Origin of the sequence: Acanthopleuribacter pedis (assembly GCF_017377855.1) — a bacterium.
GTDB lineage: Bacteria > Acidobacteriota > Holophagae > Acanthopleuribacterales > Acanthopleuribacteraceae > Acanthopleuribacter > Acanthopleuribacter pedis.
Map to the genome: position 1 here is coordinate 1 of NZ_JAFREP010000008.1, position 24,653 is coordinate 24,653.

18 protein-coding genes and 2 tRNA genes are annotated in these 24,653 nt (G+C 55.6%); 5 read left to right on the plus strand and 15 right to left on the minus strand.

The annotated features are described in order from the left end of the window. Positions 1 to 372 (plus strand): IS66 family transposase (locus J3U88_RS10740; RefSeq protein ID WP_207858754.1); only part of this gene is annotated, 372 nt, incomplete at its 5' end. Between the two features lie 20 nt (positions 373 to 392). Here J3U88_RS10740 and J3U88_RS10745 read toward each other — a convergent pair. Continuing rightward, entirely contained in the window at positions 393 to 2,336 is a 1,944-nt protein-coding gene (locus tag J3U88_RS10745; RefSeq protein WP_243435893.1) for a DNA adenine methylase, read from the minus strand. Between the two features lie 262 nt (positions 2,337 to 2,598). Between J3U88_RS10745 and J3U88_RS10750 the strand changes: the two genes are divergently transcribed. Next, positions 2,599 to 3,588, plus strand: a complete 990-nt coding sequence (locus tag J3U88_RS10750) for a tyrosine-type recombinase/integrase (protein ID WP_207858756.1) — start codon at positions 2,599 to 2,601, stop codon at positions 3,586 to 3,588. Positions 3,589 to 3,809: 221 nt separating this feature from the next. On the opposite strand, the gene J3U88_RS10755 is transcribed toward J3U88_RS10750, so the two are convergent. The 8 genes from J3U88_RS10755 to J3U88_RS10790 all read right to left on the minus strand — a co-directional run bounded on the left by J3U88_RS10755 (position 3,810) and on the right by J3U88_RS10790 (position 14,186). Further along, positions 3,810 to 4,364 carry a hypothetical protein gene (locus tag J3U88_RS10755; RefSeq protein WP_207858757.1) on the minus strand — a complete coding sequence of 185 codons (555 nt, stop codon included), beginning with the start codon at positions 4,362 to 4,364 and terminating at the stop codon, positions 3,810 to 3,812. Positions 4,365 to 4,575: 211 nt separating this feature from the next. Then, positions 4,576 to 5,232, minus strand: a complete 657-nt coding sequence (locus J3U88_RS10760) for a hypothetical protein (protein WP_207858758.1) — start codon at positions 5,230 to 5,232, stop codon at positions 4,576 to 4,578. Positions 5,233 to 5,392: 160 nt separating this feature from the next. Next, positions 5,393 to 6,112: a hypothetical protein gene (locus tag J3U88_RS10765; protein WP_207858759.1), complete on the minus strand. Its 720-nt coding sequence runs from the start codon at positions 6,110 to 6,112 to the stop codon at positions 5,393 to 5,395. Between the two features lie 784 nt (positions 6,113 to 6,896). Continuing rightward, positions 6,897 to 10,280 (minus strand): hypothetical protein, encoded by a 3,384-nt coding sequence (locus tag J3U88_RS10770; protein WP_207858760.1) that lies wholly within the window; start codon positions 10,278 to 10,280, stop codon positions 6,897 to 6,899. Between the two features lie 561 nt (positions 10,281 to 10,841). Further along, positions 10,842 to 12,797, minus strand: coding sequence for a recombinase family protein (locus tag J3U88_RS10775; RefSeq protein ID WP_207858761.1), 1,956 nt, complete (start codon positions 12,795 to 12,797; stop codon positions 10,842 to 10,844). A gap of 115 nt (positions 12,798 to 12,912) precedes the next feature. Next, complete coding sequence (locus tag J3U88_RS10780; protein ID WP_207858762.1) at positions 12,913 to 13,422, minus strand: DUF2924 domain-containing protein; 510 nt, start codon at positions 13,420 to 13,422, stop codon at positions 12,913 to 12,915. A 607-nt stretch (positions 13,423 to 14,029) separates the two neighbouring features. Continuing rightward, positions 14,030 to 14,103: transfer RNA gene (locus J3U88_RS10785), tRNA-Arg, on the minus strand. A gap of 6 nt (positions 14,104 to 14,109) precedes the next feature. Next, positions 14,110 to 14,186 (minus strand) — tRNA-Pro (locus J3U88_RS10790). Positions 14,187 to 14,618: 432 nt separating this feature from the next. Here J3U88_RS10790 and J3U88_RS10795 point away from each other — a divergent pair. Next, entirely contained in the window at positions 14,619 to 14,837 is a 219-nt protein-coding gene (locus J3U88_RS10795) for a hypothetical protein (protein WP_207858763.1), read from the plus strand. A gap of 9 nt (positions 14,838 to 14,846) precedes the next feature. Beyond that, positions 14,847 to 15,161: a BolA family protein gene (locus J3U88_RS10800; RefSeq protein WP_207858764.1), complete on the plus strand. Its 315-nt coding sequence runs from the start codon at positions 14,847 to 14,849 to the stop codon at positions 15,159 to 15,161. An 18-nt stretch (positions 15,162 to 15,179) separates the two neighbouring features. On the opposite strand, the gene hemH is transcribed toward J3U88_RS10800, so the two are convergent. The 4 genes from hemH to J3U88_RS10820 form a co-directional block, all read right to left on the minus strand. Further along, entirely contained in the window at positions 15,180 to 16,238 is a 1,059-nt protein-coding gene (gene hemH, locus J3U88_RS10805; protein WP_207858765.1) for a ferrochelatase, read from the minus strand. A 122-nt stretch (positions 16,239 to 16,360) separates the two neighbouring features. Continuing rightward, a complete protein-coding gene (locus J3U88_RS10810) occupies positions 16,361 to 17,275 on the minus strand; it encodes a PP2C family protein-serine/threonine phosphatase (RefSeq protein WP_207858766.1) in 915 nt (304 codons plus the stop codon). Positions 17,276 to 17,536: 261 nt separating this feature from the next. Beyond that, positions 17,537 to 18,595 carry a helix-turn-helix transcriptional regulator gene (locus tag J3U88_RS10815; protein ID WP_207858767.1) on the minus strand — a complete coding sequence of 353 codons (1,059 nt, stop codon included), beginning with the start codon at positions 18,593 to 18,595 and terminating at the stop codon, positions 17,537 to 17,539. After that, positions 18,592 to 19,425 carry an MBL fold metallo-hydrolase gene (locus tag J3U88_RS10820; RefSeq protein WP_207858768.1) on the minus strand — a complete coding sequence of 278 codons (834 nt, stop codon included), beginning with the start codon at positions 19,423 to 19,425 and terminating at the stop codon, positions 18,592 to 18,594. The genes J3U88_RS10815 and J3U88_RS10820 overlap by 4 nt, the downstream gene beginning before the upstream one ends. A 281-nt stretch (positions 19,426 to 19,706) precedes the next feature. Between J3U88_RS10820 and hemB the strand changes: the two genes are divergently transcribed. Further along, positions 19,707 to 20,678, plus strand: coding sequence for a porphobilinogen synthase (gene hemB / locus J3U88_RS10825; RefSeq protein WP_207858769.1), 972 nt, complete (start codon positions 19,707 to 19,709; stop codon positions 20,676 to 20,678). 871 nt (positions 20,679 to 21,549) lie between these two features. Here the strand turns inward: hemB and J3U88_RS10830 are convergent. Then, positions 21,550 to 22,623 carry an AAA family ATPase gene (locus J3U88_RS10830; protein ID WP_207858770.1) on the minus strand — a complete coding sequence of 358 codons (1,074 nt, stop codon included), beginning with the start codon at positions 22,621 to 22,623 and terminating at the stop codon, positions 21,550 to 21,552. Positions 22,624 to 23,612: 989 nt separating this feature from the next. After that, on the minus strand, positions 23,613 to 24,635 hold the full coding sequence (gene rtcA, locus J3U88_RS10835) for an RNA 3'-terminal phosphate cyclase (protein WP_207858771.1): 1,023 nt from the start codon (positions 24,633 to 24,635) through the stop codon (positions 23,613 to 23,615). Positions 24,636 to 24,653: the final 18 nt, after the last annotated feature.

Consider the following 24,653-nt stretch of genomic DNA (forward strand, 5'->3'; position numbering starts at 1 on the left):
GAAATCGATGCCTGGCGCAAACGGCAGCGTTGCCTCCCCAAATCCCCGATGGGAAAAGCTTTGGGGTACATGAACGACAATTGGGCGGGCTTAACCGCCTTTCTGGATGACCCCGATCTGCCGCTGGACAACAATCCAGCGGAGCGAGCGCTGCGCCAACTGGTGTTGGGCAGAAAAAACTTCATGTTCAATCGTTCGGTAGAGGGGGCGAGGGTGACGGCGATCTTGTATTCGATCTGCGTATCCTGCACTTTATGCGGTGTCGACCCGAAGAAGTATCTGTCGGAAACGATTATGCGAATCCGCAACGGCCGCGGCTTTCAGCTTCCCTATGCATTTGCCAATGAGCACGAGACCTTCAACCTAATCTAGCGTTGGCTCGTGGTTCTAGCTTAACCGAAGCGAGGGCGCGTTTTTGCCTGCTCGTTGGTAGGCTTACCTGATAATCGGGAAAATTCGACTTGGCGGTCTTGCTCAGTCGGGAAGACAAGGTCGTTTTCCTTGTACAGGTTCATAATTTCCGACGCGCCCATTCGTCTCGTTTGTTCGGTGTATTTCATTTCAAGATCCTTGTAACGTTCTTCCCAATTGACACTTGTCTCTGGTTTCTGAATTTCCATAGCTTGAACCTCCAAGTTCTTCGCCTTTTGGTTGGTCTCGATTGAACTGACTTGGGTGATTTTTGCGTCCTGGTCGGCACCTTCGCGACTCAGTAACCCAACACCGGTAAATTCCACGCCGTGAAGGACCTCGTAAACCGGTTTGCCCTGATATTCTTTACCTTTGAACCGGGCCAGGTGTAAGCAATACGCTTCCTTTTGTCGAAATCGTTTGTGACAGATTGAGCACTCACCTTCGCGGTAAGAACACTCCATTGACACCTGTTTGACGATGCCGACTTTCATCAGCTTGCGAACGCGGCGGGCAAGTGGAAATTCGTCGGTAAACAGTTCGCCGATGATTTCCACGCGTGGCCCGTCAGCGGCGGCGATGAATTCAGCATCGACGATGCCGCCGACAATGTCTTCAATCGCTTGCCCATGTTCGAGGTTCACTTTTTGGTTGATCGCGGTTCGGGCCGCCCTTGTCAGTTCCTCATAGGTGAAATGGTCGCCGTTGCGATTCGTTCCGGCATGGCACAGAACCGAACGGAATTGGGGCAAGGGCGCGCCGTTGTGGGTGAGTTTCGCTGTTGACTGTGGTTCGATGAGTTCAACGTTTCCGTCAATCTCAAACCGCGCGCGGCCAAGTGGTTCGCCGCTATCGGCGCGCGCCGTTGTTTCTTCCGCTGCTTGCGGGTCCTGGTCCAGGGTTGCCACGAATAGATGCTCCTTTGCGTTATTGGCGTCGGTCTTGTGTTTGTTGAATTTGCTATACACGTGCTTTTGGGTCCGAATCTTCAGAGCGCGGCCCGACTGTTCGAGGATGCTTTGAATCTGTCGCTTGGTGGGAATCGCCTTGTTCCGGTAGCTGAGCAACCAGGAGGGGATGTGACCGGCCGCGCCCAAGAACGCCTTAAAAAAGGCCGGTGCGGTCTGTTCGGTCAGCGTCTTGTGGTCGGTCTTGAACCGTTTCAACTTGCCGTCGTCCAGTTCCAAACCGGCCCAATTCGTCATGAGCCCTTCGACGAAGTGATAATGCGTCTCGTAGTTCCAGCGGCCGAACTGCGTCAGGTAAGGCGGATCGAAATAGGCAACGTCGGCCTGAACCTTGGGCAAGGCCGCGAGCACATCACCATGAATCACCTTGTTTTCAAGGCCGTTATCGAACACAAGCCCGTTGACCTTGCCGACGAACTTGCGGAATGCCTTGTCGAACTGTTCGCCGTTGGTGACCAAGCCGCGCGTGTCGGCGGCGGTGCTGGCAAAGGTCCCGTGATCGGTTGCCAGCAAGCACGCGCGCAACAAGGCAAACAAGGCGGTGTCTTTCTTGTAGCCGCGCAACGGGCTGATGTTGGCCCGAATCGTATCAATCCGTTCATGTACGCCGCTATGAAAGTACAGGCCGGAATAGTTGTCGCGCACGAACGAACCCGCCTTGGGGTTGGTCGCAAGCAACGCGTCAACGTCATCATCACTGAGCGTTTCCCGTTGGTTTTCGACAATGGCCCGCGCCATGTGGTAGCCGATCCGCAACCGGTCGTTGGTGATCACCTTCAAGCCTTTCGACTTGAACATGTACGCCACAGCCGCCGATCCGCTGAACGCGTCGAAAACCACTTTTGTTCCGGTTGGTGTTTGAGACCAAAGCCAGTCAATCAGCCGTTGCTTGCTGCCGATGTAATTGGTTCGGTACTTCGGCGGTTCGGGTGCTGGTTCCTCGGCCGCAATTTGCATGAGTTGTGCGTTACCCAAGGCGGCTTCGGTTTCGAGTAGAAACGCAACCTTGTTGGGTGCAAACACGTGGTTAGTCAAAAAAAGAGCCTCCAAAGTGCTTGTTTCAATGGTTTTGTTGAGGGTTTCCCAGGGAATTAAAATGAAGCGAATCAGGACTTGGCGCGGGTGCAAAACGGAGCGACAATAGGTTAGCGCCAATCACGTAACCTATTGAATTAGGACATGTTCTGCGCAAATTACACACTTTAAGAAGGTGCAAATCATGACCGTCTCCCAGCTTTCCGTTCGCAGTCACACCCAAACCCCTTTCACGTCGCGTTCGTCTCTCACCGTCCGCCCAGCGAGCGCGGCGCGGCAGTCTGAGCGCGACCCAATTCAAGCCTTTTCCGATCAACAGAAAGCCGACCGGAAAGCGGCCAAAACGATTTCCGCTTATGCCCGCGACCTTCGCTTGCTGGAACAAGCGATTTTCACGGTTGCGCCCACGTCGGGCTTGCTCACGGTGTCCAATCAAGCGCTAATCGCCGCGCTCACCTCGCCAACGATTCAGAACAAGCCCTGCGGCAAGCCGCGCGCGGCGGGTTCCATTGAACGGCTCAAGGCCGCCTCGCGGTCGTTCTTCAGTTGGGCGGTTGACGAAGGCTTGCGCGCCGACAATCCCGCGCAACGCGTCAAACTTCGCCGCGTGAGTCGCAAGGTTCCTGAATTCTTGTCGCAACGGGCCAAGACGTTGGTGTTGCGTGAGCTTCGTTCGCGAACTGGGTTCGCGGCTTTGCGTGATCGGGTCATGATTGAAACCTTCCTTTGTACGGGTTTGCGTCTACAAGAGTTGATCAACCTGAACGTGGCCGACGTCGACTTAGACAACAAGCGCCTGTTGATCGTCGGCAAGGGCGAGGTACCACAAGCCAAGTTCCTGAAAACCGACTTGCGCACGTTGTTTCGCCGTTACCTTCGTGAGCGCGCCAAGAAAGCACCGGCCGACGTCGACGCCCTGTTCTTTTCCAACCGACTCACCCGAATCTCGGCGGCCCAGGTCGACAACCGCGTTCGGTACTGGGTCGCCAAGGCCGGGATTGAGCAGCACGTTACGCCGCATACGTTGCGGCATACCTTCGCAACGCACCTGTACGAAAAGACCGGTGATTTGCTGGTTGTCAAAGAAGCGCTTGGCCATGCGGACATTTCCACCACGTTGATTTACACGCACTTGAGCAATCAAGCGCTTGCCGACGCGATAGAACAGCTTTGACCGCACGCGCCGAAACACGGCGAAAGAAGACCGGCAGCTTGGCGAAACCCGCTAGGTTGCCGGTCTTTTTCGTTTGGGGTTGGCGCGGTCGGCATGCGTACTGATAACTGGGAATAATATGTCTTATCCCCAGTTTTAGCCCTGCTGACCGCGCCCAAGCCCTTGATATCACTCAGTCATGAAACCAGCGGCCAAGGTCTTATCCCCAATTTTTTTCGTGTTTATACGGCGGCTTGCTGTTCCTGTTGGTTCATTTTCTTCAACACCGTGGTTGCCCATGTTTGAGTGGGCCGGGTTTCTGCGTCCGCGTCTGCGGCCTGGACCTTTGGCAACGCGTCAAGGTGGGAACACAACATGCGGTTGATGCGTTCGGCGTCGGCATAGTGGCCGCGTTCCAAAGCACCGATGAGCTTGACGGTGTTCGCGCCGATCAACAGCGAGCGCAGGCAGTCACTTGAGCGGTTGAGGCTGAAATCTTGCTCAAGCGCGGCAATGATAGACGTGAGCAAGGGTGCGTCATCGGGAGTCAACAGTCGGTCAAACAGCGTTTTAGACTGTTTCTTGGCGGCGGAATGACCCGCGCTGGCCTGGGGTTGGCTTTTCGATTCGCAAGCCTTTTGAAGGGATTCTGCGTTGTTTCCGGTGGGCCGCTGGTAGGTTTGAAAGGTTTCGGCCATGGATTTAATGAATGACTTGGGGGTATTGTCGAACAGATCTTTAAGGGTCGCGGTCGCCGAACCGCAAGTGTTGAAAAGGGTGTCGTTTGCATTAGCCATGTAGGGCACTCCTAAACGTCGTGGGTGATTTGCGTGGGGTCGCATTGAATTGTCAGAATTGTTTTGCCAAAAATTGAATTGCCGATAGGGAGACAAAAATCGCGCTCCTTCGATCTATACAGATGTATAGATTTGTTGTCTGCTTGATAGATCGAATCAGGCGAGCGCGCCCGTGAACCGAACGCGCCGCCCAATTCAGTGGAACCCGTTGTTAGCCCAAAGCGCTATTGGGTAAGATCTGGTGAAACACCTCTTCAAGGTCCGCAAATAGGCGTTTCCACATTTGATCCAAATGGTTGAGGTAGTTGCCTAGGATGCAAACGTCCTCTTTGGTCAATGCTTGCGCGAAGGGGTCCGGTTCATCGAAAAGGCAGTTCGCACGGATAACCACGTCCAAGGCCTCGTCAATGGCCAGGAATGAACGCTTGAAGTCCTCATAAACGGGGATCATGTCTTTTACCAAGATAATCCGACGAGAACGCCAGATTCGCTGGGCCAATTGTTCGCTCATAACCTGTTCCGCACTAAAGGCCAGCGCCACCATCGCGTTATAGGTCGTAATGCCCATTTGGTTGTTGCGCGCCAATGCTTCGTGGAACTCATTAAAGCGTTGGCTGTTTCCCTTAAGTTGCCAAAACAGGGCTTCCAATTCGTGCGGCGCCATGTCTGGTTCGACGCGGAACAGCTTGGGCGGCACGTACGAATGCTTAGATTGGCCGTAGCCTTGGATGACGTTGACAAGCTGCTCTTGGAACAAAGCCAACGATTCAAAGGCCGAACTGTGAGAAAACCCGCGCGCCGCGTCAGGGTCAGCGTGTGACGCCTCGCGGTTTGCGACTCTGTTCAGTAGCTTTTGGTGATGGTCCATTTGAAATATAGCCTCGTCAATAGAGGCCAGAACGCTTGTTAAACCCTTGAGTTCGGGCTTGGGAGGGAGTAGGGACAGGCTGGTCAAAAAAACCTCTCAGCTTTGAAGAATAGGTCGTGTTAACAACGGTTCGTGTGGAAGATTCGGACACTGGTGCCGGTTAGGATCCCGGCTTGAGGTCGCTCATCAACTCGAACCATTCGCGTTGCAGGTAGCGCACAAAATCAACCAAGATTTGCACATCCTCTTCGGTGACCGGTTCCGCGCATGGGTTGGTTTCTTGCTCGGAACCATTCGCATTGAAAAGGGTTTTGGTGGCTTCATCGACAGCCAAAAACAACTGTTTCGCATCTTCATAAAACAGTGTTCCGGCATAGACTTGACCGCTCTTTACCGGTTGAAAGGGATAGGGTTTTGTTTCCTTGATTAGCTCCAATTCAGTGCAGCGAACCAAATCAACCAAGCGGTTATAAGTCGTCATGCTCAGCAATCCATGTGTTGGCTTAAAGGCCTGGAAGCGCGGCCAATTTTGGGCGTGCTGAGCCATTTCCGAAAAGCTCCGCATCAACTCTTCAAGCGGGGTGTCAGGTTCAACTGTTGGCAGGCTGGGTGCTTGGTAGCCGGTTGCCGGGACATCGGCTGGCTGAACCATTTTGGCGAGCTTGGCAAGGCGTTGGTGGGTGCGCTCCAAGTTGCTCATTCCCGAGTTAACGAAATATCGCGCGATGTCGTCGGCGTAGAATTCCTCTTGGTGTTCGTTCGCCCTTTTAAGAAGGTTCCGATTCACGCTGAGGTCTTCAAGTGCCGTGAGGATCGAAGCAAGAACGCCGCTCAAGCCTTTGAATTCAGGGGTCAAGACATAAGAAGTGGTAGGGGTCAAATTATCCTCGCTTTGCTGGAAGTTGGGGGGATTCGTTGTCGGTTTTGATGTGATAACCGGGATGGGGTGTGTCAAATGTTGGCTCCTTTTAACCTCGTGCCTTGAGCACGGGGAGGTAATGCCAGTCGCGGGAAGCGTCGAACAAGCATTCTTGTGATGGTTAAAGTGGTAGTTAAGGTTGTAGTTAAGGTTAGAGTTAAGGTAAAGTTAAGGTGTTCCGGGCCTCCTACGTCACTCGGCGAAGAAAAAGGTTTTTTCATTCGCGGTTCGGATGAGAGCGCAGCTTCTTAGGAAGAATATGGCTCACGGGTTTGGTTCTAGTTGATGCGGCCATACCTGTTTGACAAAGCAATACAGAAATGGAAACGAAGACGTGTCGTTTTTGCCTGCTGGCGGTCGGTAAATCATCAGCAAGAACGGCGTTTAAACGCAAAAGTGGTGCAGGGGTTAGCGGTGTATGACTGTCGTCGGCACAACCTAACCCACGCTAAAGCTTTGCGCACCAGTGCTTTAATCGGAAAGAGTTAGGTGGTTACCTGCTGTTTCCGAAAAAGGCACCCCCCCTTTAGGGGATAGAAAACGCATTGCCTCTCACTTCTATGGGAACAGCCCCGCTTTATTCAGGGGTGTTTTTTCTTTTTTTACTTAACCTCCTAACAAAAAGATAAAGAAAACGAGCAGTACCAAGGCTTTAGGCCAAGTTAGAGAGGGGGTTAGAAGGGGGTTAGCTGTGTTGACTCCTCCACCGTTTTCCCAACCCGTCGACCCAGCACAAAGCTAGGTGCTATTTAACTAACGAAAGCTTCGGTTTACTCGTGTCTCCTGCGGTTTTCTCGGCGGTGTCATCATCTAACACAGCAATGGTGTACCTTAGTTTGTTTCCGCCAGCTTTACGCCGCGTGATTTTGAAACCGGCTTTTTCCACGACGCCTAGTTCATCCGCGAACCGTTGGGCAAACTGGTAGTTGCTGGTGTATGGGAAATTCAACCGATACGTCGAGGCCACCAACGCCAGTGTGCGGAACAGATCTTTGGTTAGTACGTCTTTTAGCTCGTTCGGCTGGTTCGGCCTGAGCAGAAACCGTTCTAAGTGGATCGCTTCCGCGCCTTTCCCCTTTTTGAGGGTGTCGGCTTCGAGGGCCGCACCGAACGACCGGAAGAACGCCGAGAGCGCCAACGCTATCGGGTGACCTTCCGTTGCAATCTCGGTGGTTTTGGTATCGAAGCCACGCAGTGACTCAACGAATTCAGGGGAAAGCTTGGTCAAGGCCGTTTCCTGATTTTCGGGTGTGTCGGCGCAATGGGTCATGAGGTACATCAAACTGAGGTAATCGTTGGCGCGATCCTGAAAGAATTCACCAAGCGAAGACCGAAGCAAGCTCATACACGTGCGGATCTGGCCGCGCTCGATCATCGCGAGAACGCGCGCGGTTTTGTGCATGATCGCCGAAATCAGATAGTCCCGTTGTTTGCGAATCTCAATGGTCATGTCGGTTTCGTTGAACTCTGTTGACATATGCTTTTTTGAGAATTTCACCGTGAACAGCCGCGACAAAATTTCGCCTAGTTGCTCACCAAGCGGTTCGATACCCGTTGTAACGATCAAGCATTTTGCCTGCTCTTGAACGGTGCCCGAGCTTGAATTCACATCACGCTTTTCGCGAATGATTTTGGTGGTTGCCGTCAGCAAGAACTGAATCATTTGCCGGTCGGCGTCTTCAACCTCGACGTTGTCAAGTGCCGTCAACGGGTTCGCGGCCGCGTCTGAATACCGCGCCGCACCGGTGTCAATTTTTTGCTGCGGCTCACCATAAAGTAGTGTCGTCAACAGCTTCACACCGTTGCTTTTCCCGCACTTGTAAGGCCCCTCAAACCGTGTCATCGGTCGGGTTCCTGCAAAGTCCAGCAAAAGAAAGCACTGTAGCCAGGCCGACAAGAAACGGCGGTCACCAGCCGAGCAGGCTAGGTTCTCATCCAAAAGTCGGGCAAGTATCTCGTCGGCTTGGCGAATGTCGACGTCGGGAACGTAGGTGATGGGGTCGATTTTTTCGGATCGCCGCAGGAAGATGCCGTCTTCGTTCGCGCCGTTGGGGATGATCTCAACCCCGGACGGTGTGATTTTGGCAATCTCGCCCGCGTCATTATTGAGGTTGAAAAAGACCGCGTACTCTTCAAGGACGGTGTGCAACCACGTGAACTCTTTGCACTTAACGCCATGTTCAAGCGCCATGTACTGAATTCGTTCGATGATCTCGCGGCCCCGAATGTCAACCCGCGTGAAACCGGTATGCGTGTGGAACGCGGTTTGAAAGGGTTTGTAGACGGCATTATCCTTATGGTTGATTTCGAGCAGTTCGTTTTCAAAGAACAGCGCCGCGCGCGGGCCGGGCAAGCTCACAAACTCACCGCCGTTTTCCTGGAACCATTCAAAGATAATTTCGGCGATTCGTTCGTTGGACGGTCGCCAGTAGGGCGGCCGCTTTGACTCGTATAGAAGAATGGCTTCGCGGCAACTGCCGGGCTTGGCCTTTTCCCATTCCTCTTCAAGCGCTTGGCTCACCTCTTGATAGTCCCGCTCCTCTTTGACGGCCTTTTTTGCTTCTTTCAGTTCCGACCGTAAGGTTTGATAGCTCATCGCCTTTTTGCCGTAATGGTTGCGAATCCGGTCCAAGCACTTTTTGATAAAGAACTCGGGTTGTCGTGCCACTTCGGTCAAGACTTCTTTTCGCTCCTGAAACATCAGTTCATCATCAACGGCAAGGCTCAGTTGATCAATCATGAGTTCGACGCGATGCCGCGCCGCGCCCAAGACTGAGCGGAATTGCGCGGGTGTGTTTCCCGCCGCAAAGTAGGCGTTTAGGTCGATTTTGGACTGACCGATTAACCGGTCAACCTCGGCGAGCCGTTCAGGTGTTGGATTGCTAACCCCGGCCTTGAGGTTCTTGGGGTCGGCGCTCGCGCTCACACCATAAGCTGTTGCCAACAGTTGGCGCGCGGCCTGCTGCGTCTCGCCAAGTGGTAGCGTGATAATCTTTGGTCGAATCCCGGATTCTTCAAGCGTTTTCGCGAGCTTGAGCGCGCCTTTTAGACCGACGCCGCTTAGTTCATTGTCCAAGCAGATGTAAACCATGGGTTTGTGCTTTAGCAGTTCGAGAAGGCGCGGAACGTCGCGGTCCCGAAACTGGACGGTCACCGGCGAAATGGCGGCAAACCCTTGTTGCATGGCTGCAATACAATCGGTTACCCCTTCGGTGATCAGTACTTCTTTGGGCTTGGCGCGCATACAGTCTTCATTATAGATGGCCCCGTTGTTGATAGACGGATCCACGTAAGCCCGGTTAAACGGATCATGAACCGGAAGCTTTTTGTATTTTGGCTGCTTGCCGGCGTCCTTGGCCCAGGGCAAAATCCGACCGATCATGAATGTGATTCGGCCCTCTTTCCAGTAGGGAAAGATGACGCGCCCGTTAAGCGTGGTCAAGGTCCCGTGGGTCTCGTCGAGCCTGAAAAGGCCGGTGCGAACGACGTCCCGCCGCTTGATTCCGTGCGTCTCTTCAAGCTGTTCAATGGTGGTGCGGCCGTACTGGGCAAGGCCGATCTTTAAGGTTTTGATCGTCTCAAGCGTGAGCCCGTAATTCTGGCGAACCCAAGCAAGCGCCTTTTCGTCGCTCAGTAGGGTTTTGTGGAAAAGGTCCGCCATAACCCGAAGCGCATCAAAGGTTCGCTCTCGGCTATGCGAAAATTTTTCGTAGTTCTGAATGGCTCGTTCGGAGGCGCGCGTTTGGCCCAAAGGCGGCAGACCCGCGCGCTCCGCAAGAAAGTCTCGCGCTTGCCGATGCGTGTCGGGCATTTCGCCGCGCTGTTTTACCGTTGTTACCCCAAATTTAAGGAATTCAACCAGCTGCAAAACATCGCCATAGGCATCACAGCCCCAGCAGCGCCAAAGCCCTTTGTCTAAAGAGATTTGGAGGCTGCGCTTAGAAACGCTCTCGTGATTGGGGCAGTCACATTCTAATTGGGTTGCTGTTTGGGCGGTGATTCTGGAGCCCAACAGTTCGCGGGCAATTTCGCCGATAGGAACGGCTGTAATTCGTTGGTAATAGTCGATTTTGGTAATGTCGGGAACTGGTTTTGTTTTGGTGCCTGAGTTGGTTTTGCCGGTAGACAATAGACAGTTTCTCCATTCCTGGAAATCAGAATCGCAAGGGCGAGGTTCTGAGCTGCTAGTGACCTGTTATGTTGAAGCATGCCAAAATAGAAATAGCGGTAGCCGTGGCGAACGTGAGCCGCTAGACTGGCGCCGGTAGGCTGTACCAAGTCGTTTTCCTGAATTGGCAGGCAGTGCCGAAACCCAGGGGTTTGCAGTTTTGTTTCGTCGGCTGGTTGTGCGATTTCCTCTTGGCAATCATCGGGTACTGAAGGGGGGAGGTTAACAAGTTGGAGGCTTGATCTTTTCGAACCGATCACAGCCGTTCAGAGAGAAAAATTCTTCCGTGCGAAGCGCTGGAATAATCGCCCTGTTTTGCTGTTTTTTGCTTTTGAATGTCGCTCAGTTTTCTTGCTATGTCTTGGAATTTTAGAGAAGTCTGTTTTTGATTTTTTTTCTAAGTGTGATTTTTTGTATAAAAAAGAAGTTGAGGGAAGACGCTGGAACTATTGACCTTAACTGTGTGCTGTGTGTTTCTCGAATCTCAAAGGCTGCTATTCTAGCCCGCCTGCAAATGGACCGTCAATAGGATTTTTGAATTTTTTTCAAATTGTCCCACATCTTCCGTTGTTCCGGCCAACGGCACTCGTTGAGCATCGGTCGAATCATGCGTTCTTTGATCGGGTCCGGGCCGCGCTCGACCAGGGGTAAAAACATGATTTCCTCGGCGATGTCAGGTGCCAATAGCAGCATCTTAAATAGGTGGCTCACGCGCATCTCGGAAACCTGGAAGCGGCGCGCAACCTCGGCTTGGTTGCTGTATTCCCCAGACTTTATCTTGTGGTCGAGTAGCACCGCGCAGTTCATTAAACGGCTAATTCTGGGAACGCGGCCTTTCTTCACCTTCTTTTCGAGTTCCCAAAGCCTTAGTTCATCTGGGGCCGTGTGTTCGCCAACGAGTCGCTTTTCACCAGGAACCAAACGTTCGCTTACGGTTGGCGGCAGTGGCTTAGAACCATTCGGCGACAGGAAGTGAGACAGACGAAAGAAAATGCGGAATGAGCCGTGTTTGCTTTTGGTGTTGTTGTAGTCGACGCGGCCGACCAAGGCATGCAGCGTGCGCAACCGGTCAGCGAGCGGCATCACGTCCCACAGCGGGCCAAACGGTTTCAACGTGGCGCGTACTTGCGCAAACGAAGGGTGCGGCGGCAACTGATCGATGACCAAGCGACCGTTTTCAATTTCCGCGTTGACCGTTTCCAGGCGTGCAAGGTCGCGTGCGCTTTCTTCGCCTGGCTTGCCGCAGTCGCGCAACAGCTTGACGCGTTCGGCTTTGAGCTGGTCAAGCTGTTGGGTTAGCGCTTGTTCTACCTTTTGCCGATCCGCTTGGAAACGTTCGACCAATTGCCGTAATTGGGGTTTGTCGATCGCCATGGCGCGCAACTCGGCGATAACTTCCTGCTCGATGCGGCTTTCTGCGATGCGGCTACCCTTACAGCGGCAGCGTCCAAGCTGGTGGTGTTCGCGACATACATAATAGAAGTACTTGCGACCAGCTTTCGCGGTATGGGTGAAGCCCATAGCCCGGCCTGAAAACTCGCAGGTAAGCAACTCGCGCAAGATGCTATCGCGTTGTGTTCGACTTGTTATTTTGTCAACGTGCTTCGTGCAGTTCAGCGTCGCTTGAACGCGCTCGAACAACTCAAGCGAAATGATGCCTTCCTGTTCCCCTTCGAATGTTTCGCCTTGATAGGCGATCTGACCACAATAAATCGGGTTCCGCAGCATCTTGATCAAGTACTTACGATTGACGGGTTGCCCACCGATGGTTTTGCCGGTTTTGGTAGTCCACTGTTTGGTGCGAAAGCCACGGGCTTGAAGTGTTTCGAGCAGCGCCGCAACCGATTTCAATTTAAGGTAACGTTCAAAGATGTCGCGCACGGCTTCCGCTTCCGCTTCGTTGATCACCAGCCCTTTTTTGTGGGGCGAAATGTCATAACCAAGGATCGGCGCGCCGCCGACGTATTTCCCTTTACGTCTGGCCGCGTCGATCTTATCGCGAACGCGTTCAACAATGGTTTCGCGCTCGAACTGGCCGAACGAACCCAAGATATTGAGCAGCAAGCGACCGATCGGCGTTGACGTGTCGAAGCTTTGTGACACGCTGACGAACTCAATGCCCAGTATTTGAAACTCTTCGACCAAGGAAACCAAGTCGCGCACGCTGCGGCTAATTCGGTCCACCTTGTAAACGGCAATCGCTTCGAACTTTCCCGCTTTGGCGTCGCCGAGTAGCTGTTGCAGAGCGGGCCGATCGGTATTCGCACCGGTGAAGCCGCCATCGTTATACTCGGTCGGCTCGACGGTCCAGCCGGATCCACGCTTGGACTTAACGAAATCAGTGCAGGCCTCGCGCTGGAACTGAAGTGTATTGTCTTGCTTGTCAAGTCCTTTAGCGGTTGATTTCCGCGTGTAGATTGCCACACGAAAGGGTTTGAATTCCACAGTTGCATTAGTGTGCTTTCTTGCTTTCGTCATTTCGTAATCCTTCATAAATTTAGACAGGCTGACGCCATGGCCCCTGGCAAAAGGAACCAAGGGCCAAAAGAGGCGATAGCAATCCTATGGTTAGGTAATCGCTGCGAGCGCGCCGCTACTTATTTTTAGGTTTGGGTCCCAGTTTAAAAAAGGCATAGGGTGAATAGCTTTTTCCAGTCGCGGTTTTGACGGCTTTCGAAAAGCTGGGGTAAACGATCCCATCCCACTCAAAGCCGTGAGGCTGGATCTTAATTGAGATCTTACGGCCTTGAAAGTCGCGCTCAAGCACGGTACCAGGTGCGGGAATACGTGGATCGCGTTGTTCGCGCTCGACTTGTGGCGCTGATTTTGTTGCGGGTTCCGGTTCGGTTTGTTTCGACTTGATCGAGCGCGGCGCGTGCATACGGATCTCGGAAAGGTCGGCATGCTTCAAGCCGTGCTCAATGAAGCGTTGTGACATGCCGCGTTCGCCTTTGGCCTGGATGCCCCACGCAACGCGACTTTTCAGCCACAAGCGGCGGTGCGAGTGCGGCCTTTCGTCGAAAACCTCGATATAGGCCGCTTTCAACTCGTTGGTGGTCATGGAATCCAGCAATTGCAATTGAAGTTCGATGGCTTGGTTCAAAGGTGCCCCCTGTTTGCACAAATTAGTGTAAACCGGACACTATCTCCGTTTTTCGATTTTGGCCAGAACTTTTTTGTTTAGGAAGCAAAAGACCGGGAACCCTTGTGTGACAGCGAAAAGATTGGCGCAAATCGCCGAAACCAGGTGCTTGATAAAAAAGTTCGACTGAGAAACCGATTACGACGGTTCAAGCTTTCGAACTTTGAGTTCGACAGAAAATACCCGATACAGTCTTTTTCGAACTTTTGGCCAAAAATGCCGATTCTGGTTTACAATTTGACTCGTAAACCAAATGGAAAAAGTTAGAACCTGAAAAGGATGAGCTTTTTTAATCGAACTTTTGGCCCGGCGTTCCTAAACCAAAAACAAAGATAAAACGGAAAAAATGGAGAAAAACCTGATATCAGGCGTTTGGCTGCCATTTTTGAAGGGTTGAATTTTGCTATTTCTTCTCCGGTTTTGGCGGCTGGACCGTGCGGCAAGAGCGCGCAATCAAAGTCAAAAACCATTAAAAACAAACAAGTTACACAACGCAAGCCCATAAACAACAAAAGCACCCATCTCGTAAACCACGAGGGGTGCTTGGTTCGAAAACCTGAAGGCGTAGTACGCCAGGAAGGATTCGAACCCTCGACCGACGGCTTAGAAGGCCGTTGCTCTATCCAACTGAGCTACTGGCGCTTAAAGTGGTCGGGGAGACAGGATTTGAACCTGCGACCCTCTGTTCCCAAAACAGATGCGCTACCAGGCTGCGCTACTCCCCGACACGAGTGGGAATATTAGCCTTTTCATTTTGGGTTGTCAAACGCAAAATTTGCTTTTTTTTGATTTCTCTCGGTTTTCTGTTTTTGAGCCTTGTTGTCGCTGTATGGGGCCTGCTCAAGCCCTTTGTTTGCTTGGGTTTGTAAGCGTGTGTTGTGCGGCTGGGCCGGCGTCCTCGACAGGGTGCCGATAAGCTTTTTGTCTGGGCTTGGTCTGGATTTTGGCCGCGGCGCCCGCCTTGTCCCGCTTTGTGGCGGGTTCCCAGGGCCTTGGCGGATGGGTTCGCTGCCCGCGGCGGTGGGTTTGTCTGTCGTCGTGGTTCGCGCATAACCTTGTACTGGGCCCCACGTATCATCCTGTGTTAGGTTTGGGGTTCACGGTGCTTCCGGCTTCGTAACCCAATACGAAACGACCATTTGCACGAGGGGTTGAGGATGAAGCGCATCTCCATTTTGCTGTTCTTAATCGGTGCCGCCATTTTGTTGGGGCTCGGTATTGCCAAAGTTACCGACTTCTCGCTGGCCCTCTCGGTCGGTATCTCCTCGGTCGGCTGCGTGCTTATTTTTCTCATGCTGGACGTGCGCCCCGAACAATCGTCCAAGGACACGATCTACCGCCTCACCCGCGGCAGCTGGTATCGCAAAAAGAAGTAGGAGCCGCTCATGACGGTTGAACAACAGATAAACGACAAATTGGTGCAGCACTTTCAGCCACAACACCTCGAGGTCATCAACGAAAGTTTTAAGCACAATGTGCCGCCCAACGCCGAAACCCATTTTCGCGTGGTGATGGTCGCCGAGCAATTTGACGCGCTGAAACCGGTCGCCCGTCATCGCCAGGTCAATCAATTACTGGCCGCTGAATTGGCCGGCGGTGTCCATGCGCTTTCGCTCAAGCTCTACAGCCCGCAACAATGGGTTGCCGCCGGCGGCGAAGCCTTGCCTTCACCGCCTTGTGCGAGCAAAAAAGGGTTTTAGCGGATTTAACCCACTTATTTACACGGTCATCGCGGTGGTGGCCGCCACGCCTTGTTCGCGCACCATGGTGCACACGGCTTCGACCCATTTGGGATGGTCGTTCAGGGACGGCACCATCTTCAGGGATTCGCCGCCGGCCTCGACGAAACTCTCGAGGCCGCGCATTTCGATCTCTTCCAGGGTCTCCAGGCAGTCGGCGGTAAAGGACGGGATCAGCACGCCCAGTTTTTTTACGCCTTTGGCGGGGAGTTCTTCCAAAACAATGTCGGTGTATGGCCGGATCCAGGGGGTGCGGCCCAGGCGGCTCTGGAAGGTCACGTAATAACGATCCTCGCTCAGGTTCAAGCGTTTGGCGATCTCGCGCGAGACGTGGAAACACTGGGCGCGGTAACAGTAGCGGTTGGCGGTCACGAAGCGGTCGCAACAGCTGTCGCTTTTTAAGCAGTGACCCGCGTTGCCGACCTCGCTTTTGGTGATATGACGCTCGGGAATGCCGTGGTAACTCATTAAAATGGCGTCGTATTGGTCCAAATCACCCAAGCTCTCGCGCGCGATCTCGGCCTGGCAGTCCAGGAAGGCGGGGTGGTCGTAAAACGGCGGCACGACGGCCAGGGACGGCGTGTTCCAGTCGGCACCGGCGATGCGGTAGAGCTCTTCCAAGCAGCTTCCGGTCGAGGAACTCGCGTATTGCGGGTATAGCGGCAGCGCGATGATGCGCTCGACGCCCGCGGCACGGAACTCGGCCATGGCGGCCTCCATCGACGGGTTCTGGTAACGCATGCCCAGCCGCACCATGTAATCGTCGCCCAAAAGGTCGGCGACGGCTTTGGTTAGGTTCTGGCTGAAAATGAGCAGCGGGGAACCTTCGTCGGTCCAAATCTCGCGGTAGGCCTCGGCCGATTGTTTGGGGCGAAAGGGGAGAATGGCCAGGTTGAGCAGCATCCAGCGGGCGATGGGGTTGATGTCGATCACGCGGGGATCGGACAAGAACTGGCGCAAGTAGCGCCGTACCTTGGGGACACTGGTATCGTCGGGCGTGCCGAGATTGATGAGGAATACGCCGGTTTTTTGCGTCATGGCTTACCTTTCCGGGAGATGTGGGGCCGGGTGGACCGGCGTGGGAACACCCCGCATCATAGCGTCAAAGCGGCGACGTGGGAACCGTCGCGTGGCGGCAAGCCTGGCAAGCGGGCTGAAACTCAGTGGAATATAGAGTTAACCCGTTTTAAGGGGTTGTCGGCTTCAAGGAAAGGGAAGGCCAGGTATCCTGGAACTTCGCCCGGCTCGCGGACGGGGAAACCCTCGTTCACGTGCATGCCGACCACGGTAATGTTGTCCTTGCCGCCCGCGGATTTGGCCTCGGTGACCAGGGTTTTGACGAAATCCTCGAGGCTGCCGTTACAAGAGGCGCGCACGCGTTCCTGGAGTTTTTCCGGGGTGAACTCGGAATACAAGCCGTCGCTGCACAGCACGATGATATCGCCTTTGCAGAGCGGGAGGTAGGAAACGTCGACCTTGAGGTTGTCCTGGGTGCCGAGCGCCTGCAGGATGACGTTGCGTTGCGGGTGGCGCAAGGCCTGAACCTCGGTAATGGTGCCCAGTTCGACGAGGTGCCCGACGAAGCTTTGGTCGCGGGTGATTTTGAGCAGGTTGCCGTCGCGGAAACAGTAGGCGCGGGAATCGCCGATTTGGCAGAGGTAGAGCACGGCGTCCTTGAGGAAGGCGGAGGTGAGGGTGGCGCCCATGGGTTTGCGGATATCCAGCTCACGCGCCTTGGCGAAAATGGCGCGGTTGGCCCAGTGGACGGAGGCCTCGATGATTTGGGCGATTTCCTCCGGGGCGGCCTCGTTGAGGTCGGCGCGGTGGTCGTCGATGTAATCGCGGATGGCGTGGAGGGTGGTTTCGCTGGCGACCTCGCCGGCGGCGGCCCCGCCCATCCCGTCGGAAACGGCGATGAACACACCGGTCTCGTTTTCGTACGTAAAGGTGCCGGACGGATTCAGCTCGGGACGAGCCTGGTTCGTCGTTTGAATCAAAAAACAGTCTTCGTTTCCGGAGCGAACACAACCTACATCGGTCAGGCCGTTAACCTGGACCACTCTGACTTGATTCATAGCGCGTACTCACGAAATTTTGGCCCAATTATACGGGAAGAACAGACCGGAGGGCAAGGTGGAGACGGCCGCGCCCGGCGTGACCGGGTTGCTTAAGCCGTTGGTCGTGCGGTGCGCTTCAATGTGAGCGTGGGACGGGAGTCACTGTCCCCCATCACTTTGAAACGCGGTCCGGCGGGCGCGGGCCTCTGGTTCTTAGTGACGGCGGCGGCGTCGGCGTTGTGAAAAAAGATGGATCAGGGGTGACTTTTTTCAGATGCTTTACGCTTCTTCGCTCTGGTAATGGGCCAGGTTGGCGAGCAAGTCCTCGCGCAAATCCTCGATCAGCACGGTGGGTTCGAGCACCTTGACGAAACGCCCGTAGCTCAATATCCAGGCTTTCAGTTCAAAGCTGACGGCGATATGGAGGGTCACGTGCAAGCTGCCGTCCCGTTTGAATTGGTTCTTTTGGCTGTGGTGCCAGCGGCGGCTCGCCACGTTTTGGGCGACCAGCTTATCGAACCGCAAGGTGATTTTTTCGGGTTCCTTCTCGGAGATTAACCCGAAGGAGGACTGGAAGCGTTCTTCCGGGCGGTAATCCTCGGGGTACCAGAAGCGTTCGTCCAGCAAGGTGACCTTGGCGATGCGCTCGACGGCGAAGGTCAGGTCGCGTTTGCGTTCGGGGCGGTCTGGGTCTGGGTCCAGGTCACGGCGGCCGACGAGGTAGAGCGCGCGTTTGTACATCAACATGGTGAGCGGCGACAGTTGGTGCGTTTTCTTGGGGCCGCGCGGTGATTGGTAGACGATTTCAATTTTTTTCTGGTGAACCAGAGCTTGGACCAGCTTTTCCAAGGCGGCGTTGTGGCTGCTGTAGTCCTTGGGTGCCTCGGTGAAATGAAAAAACTTTTTCTTAAAATCCTTCATCACCATCGAGACCTGGTGGCCCTGTGTCTTGTGAACGGCGGCGAGGATTTTGTCGAACACGTCCTGGGCGCCCTCGTGGATGAAGGTTCCGTCCAGGAAGGTCATGAAATCAAGGGCCATGTACAGGCTCATCAGCTCGTAGGCGGAGCCCTCCATGGTCACGTCGCGGCGGCGGAAGCGCAGCCGGGAGCTGTCCCCTTGGCGAACGACCTCGACGAGCGGGACGCCGTCGTGGTCGAGGAAGTTGGTGCGAATCTCTTTGAGGTACCGCGAAAGGGTGCGCTCGTGGATGCCGAGCCGTTCGGTTAAATCCTTGAGGCTGAGGCCGATGGGGTGTTCGTGTAGCCAGTGAATGATTTGGGCGACGCGCATGGCCGCGCCGTAGGTCGGTTTCCCGCTGGGTGGGGTCTCACTCATATGTCCAGGGTCCGCAAGGGCTCGTTCTGTTCGGCAAGGGTAAACGGGATCTTTTCCAGGCCGAGTCGGCGCAGGGCGCGTTTCATTTGCAGGGTCAACAGGCGGCGGTCGTTGTTGCTGTCGCTGAGGTGGGCCAGGACCAGGTGTTTGACATCGTCGTGGAGGATGTCGGGCAACATGTTGAGCATGCTCTCGTTGCTGAGGTGGCCGAGCCGGCCGGCGATGCGTTGCTTGAGCGACCAGGGGTAGGGGCCCTCTTTGAGCATTTCAAGGTCGTGGTTGGCCTCGATGAGCAAGGTGTCGCAGCCTTTGAGGCTTTCGGTGACGAGGCCGCTGGCGTACCCAAAATCGGTGATGTGGCCGAGGGTGCGCTCGCCGCATTCGATGCGGAACCCAATTGGGTCGACGGCGTCGTGGGGCAGCGAAATGGGGTGGACACACATGGTACCGAGCTGGACGGAGCGACCGGGAAAGAGCTCGTACCAATCGGCGAACTTCTTTTCGCGGAGCGCGACGTTAAAGGTGCCCTGGGTGCTGAAAATGGGGATGCCGAATTTGCGGCTCAGGGTGTGGACGGACTTAACGTGGTCGGAGTGTTCGTGGGTGACCAGGATCGCGGTGAGGTGGCTGGGATCGAAGCCGCGCGCCTCAAGCCGTTTACACGTCTCTTTACCGGAAAAACCGGCGTCAATCAGCAGGTGGGTGTCCTGGCTGGAAACGAGGCTGCAGTTGCCGGAACTGCCGCTGCCGAGGACGGTTAATCGAAAATCGAGGGAGACTTGCTGGGTGGCGGTTTCGCTGGGTGGAACCGCCTCGAGAACGTCGGACATGGGCTAACCTTAACCATTCGCGGGAAAATATTGGGTCCTCCGGCCGAGGGGCTACCATATCCTGTGGCGCGAACCTTTCGGCGGGACACAACTTTTTTTGGCATCCTATCACGATTCGGGGTGGGTGCGCGGGGTTTCTTGGGGCGGGGCCTCGGGACGCGGCGGACGCGGCGCCGGGTGGTCGGCCCCGGCCGGCTCGGTTTTCGGATGAGTGGCGGGCCGAGCCGTGTTAGGTTTTGTTCCTGAACTTCGTTTAAATGATTCCCTGGGAGGCTGGAGCCATGAAACCAATGAGACACCGTTACCGACGCAATCGCCGCAACGACGGGATTCGTCGTTTGGTGCGCGAGACAGAGCTTTCGGTGAACGACCTGATTTATCCGATGTTTGTGGTGGAAGGGAGCGGCATCAAAAAAGAGATCAGTACCATGCCCGGCAACTACCATCTTTCCATTGATTGTCTGGTCGAGGAAGGCCGTCGTTTGGTGGACCTGGGCATTCCGGCGGTGAACTTGTTCGGGTACTGCGAGGACAAAGACCTCAAGGGCACGGGCGCGTACAACCCGGACGGTTTGGTGCAGCGGGCCTTGCGCGCGCTCAAAGCGGATTGCCCGGCGCTGTACCTGCAAACGGATGTGGCCTTGGACCCCTACACCACGACGGGTCACGACGGGTTGGTGGTCGACGGGGAGATCGTCAACGACGAAACGGTTGATGTGCTGTGTAAACAGGCGGTTTCCCACGCGGAGGCGGGCGGCGACATGATTACCCCTTCCGACATGATGGACGGCCGTATCGGCGCGATTCGCGACGCCTTGGACGCGGCGGGCTACCAGGACACGGCGATCATGTCTTACGCGGCCAAATACGCGTCTTGTTTCTACGGTCCCTTCCGCGGCGCGCTCGACAGCGCCCCTCGCGAGGGCGACAAAAAAACCTACCAAATGGATCCGGCCAACCGACGCGAGGCGGTCAAGGAAGTGACCAAGGATGTGGAAGAAGGCGCGGATGTGGTGATGGTCAAACCGGCGCTGGCTTATTTGGACGTGATCGCGGAGGTGCGGCGCGCGGTGGATGTGCCGGTCGCGGCGTACCACGTAAGCGGCGAGTACGGCATGATTATGGCCGCGGCGGAAAAGGGCTGGCTCGATTTGGATCGCGCCATGGTGGAGGCGACCTTGGCGATCAAACGTGCGGGCGCCGACATGATCCTGACCTATTTCGCACCGAAATTGGCGGAAGCATTGGCCTAGGGTTTGTCATTGAGACGGGGCGGGGCAACGATCCGGCGCGTTGAAGGTACGCGCACACCGCGATGTGTGGACCACTTGGCCACATGGCGGTGCGGTGCGGGGTGTTGACCCGGCGCGTGCTGAAGGCACGCGCACACCGCGATGTGTGGACCACTTGGCCACAGGGCGGTGCGGTGCGGGGTGTTGACCCGGCGCGTGCTGAAGGCACGCGCACACCGCGATGTGTGGACCACCATTGATTTGAACGTTCGCCGAAGGCGGACTTCAACCCGCTGCCCTGAAAGGGCTCACTATGGCAGCCCAGGGTCGGGCCCTTTGAAAAAGGGGCCTACCCTGGGTCTCCGCGGTTCCCGAAAAGCAGGCGCTGAAAGTGCCGGCCCCCGTGTGTTTTTCGGGATTCGATCCTGGTGACATGGCTTAACATGCTCATTTGGAACCGTGTCGGCATTATGGCAAATGGGAAGGGGTGCCGGCGCCAGTCCCTTCAGGACTGGGGGGTCGGTATATCGTGGCGTCCTAGGGTGGCAGGCGCTCCGCGCCTTTACCCTAGGCTGTCATAGATAACCCCTTTGGGGTAGCTGGATGTGGCTCGGCTTCGCCTCACGTTTAAATGAAGAATGGTCCCCGCATGAGGGTGTGGGTATGCCTTCAGCACAGGCCGGATCAATCCCATCCCCGCATGAGGGTGTGGGTGTGCCTTCAGCACACGCCGGATCAATCCCATCCCCGCATGAGGGTGTGGGTGTGCCTTCAGCACACGCCGGATCAATCCCATCCCCGCATGAGGGTGTGGGTGTGCCTTCAGCACACAGCGGATCAATGCCTGTCCCCGCATGGCGGTGTGCGGGTGTGCAACCACCGGGCCGGGGCCCTAGTAATCCTCTTCGTAGTCGTTGAGGTCGTAGACGCATTCGGGCGGTACCGCGTCGGCCAACGCCTCCGAGTGGGTCGTGATGAAAAACTGGTTGTTCAGACCCAGCTTGGGTAGGTATTCCAGCATGGCGATTTGCAGCTCGGGGTGCAGGTGCTGCTCGAACTCGTCAATCAGGATCACCGAGTTGTGGATGTTCATGAAGGCAAAGTCGAAAATGAAGGGGAACACGGCACGCTCGCCCGACGACATTTCGGCGATTTCGTATTGGTTCTTGCCGTCGTAGAGGAAGAACCAGGGCACTTCCGAGCCGCTCTCGCGGGGGACGGCACCCTCGAAGCTGTGGTTGGGGAACAACGTCTTAAACGCCCGTTCCAAGTCGCTGTACAGGTCGCGTTGGCCGGGGCGCAATTGGTAACGGCCCTCGGTGACGCGCTGGTGGAAATACATCCAGTCGGCGAGGCGACGGCGCAGCATGTTCTCGTCGAAGTTGCCCTTGCGGTCGTCGTGCTCGTCGACGCTGAGCCCCGTCGAGCCGCGGAATTCGTTGTACCAAAACACGGAACCGACATTTTTAAAAAGGTCAAAACCCTCGGGCGCTTGGCGGACCAGCTTGCGCGCGTACTCGCGGCCGCGGAACTGGAAGTACTGACCGCGGCTGGGTGCGCTGACTTTCCCTTCAACCAAGGTCAGGGTGACGTCCTGTTCCTGGGAGGGCAGCAGCGCCTCGGGGTTCTCGGCGAAGTCGGGCACGCGGGAAAAATAATCACAAGCGGCGGCTAATTCGGCGGCCGAGAAGTTGATGCCCAGCAAAACCTCGTAGGGGAATTGCCAGGAGCGTGCCGCCAGTTCCAGGTAGAAACCGGGCCAATCGAGGTCGGAGGCGCGACGCAGGCGACCGGTGGCGACCCCAAGCGTGGAAGAGATCGCTTGGAGAATGGTCGATTTGCCGGTGGCGTTTCCACCGTAGAGGATGACCAAATCATTGACTTCCCCGGTCTCCTCGTTAACGAACGACAATTCGTGGTCGTGAAACTTTTTAAAATATTTCAGGGATAGAGATGCAACTTTCAAGCTAAGCCCCTTTTCGCCCGACGATTGCAATCTTCAGCCTTTTCGACGCGCAAACCAAACCTTCTAACATCTTGGGATGATTGAGGTCAAGATGTGACTGACGAAAGTGATGCATGGAAGCTGTCTGAAGATATAGGAGGGTGGAGGGCATAGGTTATCCGGCGATAGTTTTATGGTGAGCGAGATTAAATGCTCATAAGCTTGTAGGTATTGTGTATCTATGGTTGGGACGGAAACGTGGTTCGGTTGAGCGACCGCGTGGACGGCCGGTTCACGCCGGCGAAACACCGTCACCCGGGGGTGGCGGGCGCCGTGGAGCGCGTGCAACTGGTTCTCTTATCGGTCGATTTCAGCAAAGTTTACGCATTCATGTCCGAATTTTTAACGATAACGGCACCTTTTTTAATGAGCATTCCGTGAAAGTGGGGAAATCTTGCGCCGCGACAAAAGTCGCGTTGCCGCGCGACACCCTGGTGTTGCGAAACAAACCCTGGTGCTTCCCGTGTTTCGCCCGTGCGATGGCGTATTCGGAGGATCCCCCCTGGGGCCCGAAAAACGGTCAAGCGCCGGGTGAACCGGGACACGCCCGCGGGGCGTGGTCCTGGAACCTCGTGACATCGGCCCGGGAGTGGGTGTGGGGATCCATGCTCGAATCTTTATACAATAAGCATTCGGCGGCACGAACACGACGCCGCGCAAAGCGTCTCGTTCAGATCGTCACGTGAACAGATCCGCTCCAACTCATAGGTTTTAGCGATGAGGTTCGGTTCCGCTATAGCATAACGGAAAAATCAAAAATTAACGAATCTTAAAGTGTCGATTTTTGGAGTTGGCTGCGCTTTTTCAGCGGAGCGGCGGCGGGCGCCGGGGTGACACGGGTGTCGTGATTTTGGCGGTAAACGCACAAAACGCACAGGCGGTCCGGCGTAATTGCCGGAAGCGCTGTGCGATTTGTTGCCGGCCCGTGCCGCTTCGGTGAGAAATGCGGGTTAATCCGGCGAGATGCTGATGCGATACGCGTCCTCGCGCACGGCTTCGGTTTCGAAGCGGATGGGCAAGAAATGGCGGATCACGTCCATGTTGGTGTGGGTGTGCAGGGAGGGGGTGACGGTGTAGAACGAACCCGCGCCCGCGAGGGCGGCCGGGATCAAGAGTTGGTCGGCCAAATGCTCGCCGACCGGTACGCCCGCGGCCAAAAACGCTTTGATTTCCTTAAAAATCTCGGCGGCCAGGAAGCGGGAACGCACGTTGATGCGGCCGATTGCGGAAAAGGTTTCGTGGACCTGGTTCCCTTGAATCGCCACCTCAAAGCTGTTGCCGGGGGCCAAGCTGTCGCGAACCTCATGGACGAAACAGTGGGTTTTGGGGATTTCCAGCAATTGCTGCATCTTGCCCATTTGCTGGGTGCCGATCTTGGCCGGGAGCTGGGCGACCCAGGCCCGCGCGGTGCGTTCCACGGTTTCGTGGCCGTCCTTCAAATGCAGCGGTTGCCATTGTTGGATCGGTTGGGTTTCCAGCACAATGCGACCCCCGCCGGCGGGCACGTAGCCGCGTCGTTCCAAGCGGACCGAAATCTCGGCGCCCATGCGTTGCAACATGGGAACAAAGGTGCGCTGGATAAACTCAACGGTGGGTGCCTTGGGATTGTGGGTACCGCCCTCGATGACGGCGACACAAGGGCCGTCGGCCGCCAACAGCGGATACAGAATCGTTTGAAGCACCAGCGTGGTGCTGCCCGCGGTCCCGATGGGGAAATGGTAGCGCCCGGCTTTAACCCGGCCTGGCTGGAAGCGGAACCCATGGGAACCGAGCTGGACGTTGTCGATCTCGGCCCCGCATAGGGTGGCGGCGGCCCGTACCGCGGTCATGTGCTGTCGCATTAAGCCCGGCTTCTTGCGTTTGGCGCGCACGTTGTTGATCTGGATGGGTTTTTGGGTCAGTACGGACAGTGCTACGGCGCTGCGAACAACTTGGCCGCCGCCCTCACCGAGTGATCCGTCAATTACGATCATGGCTTTTTCCTTACACGG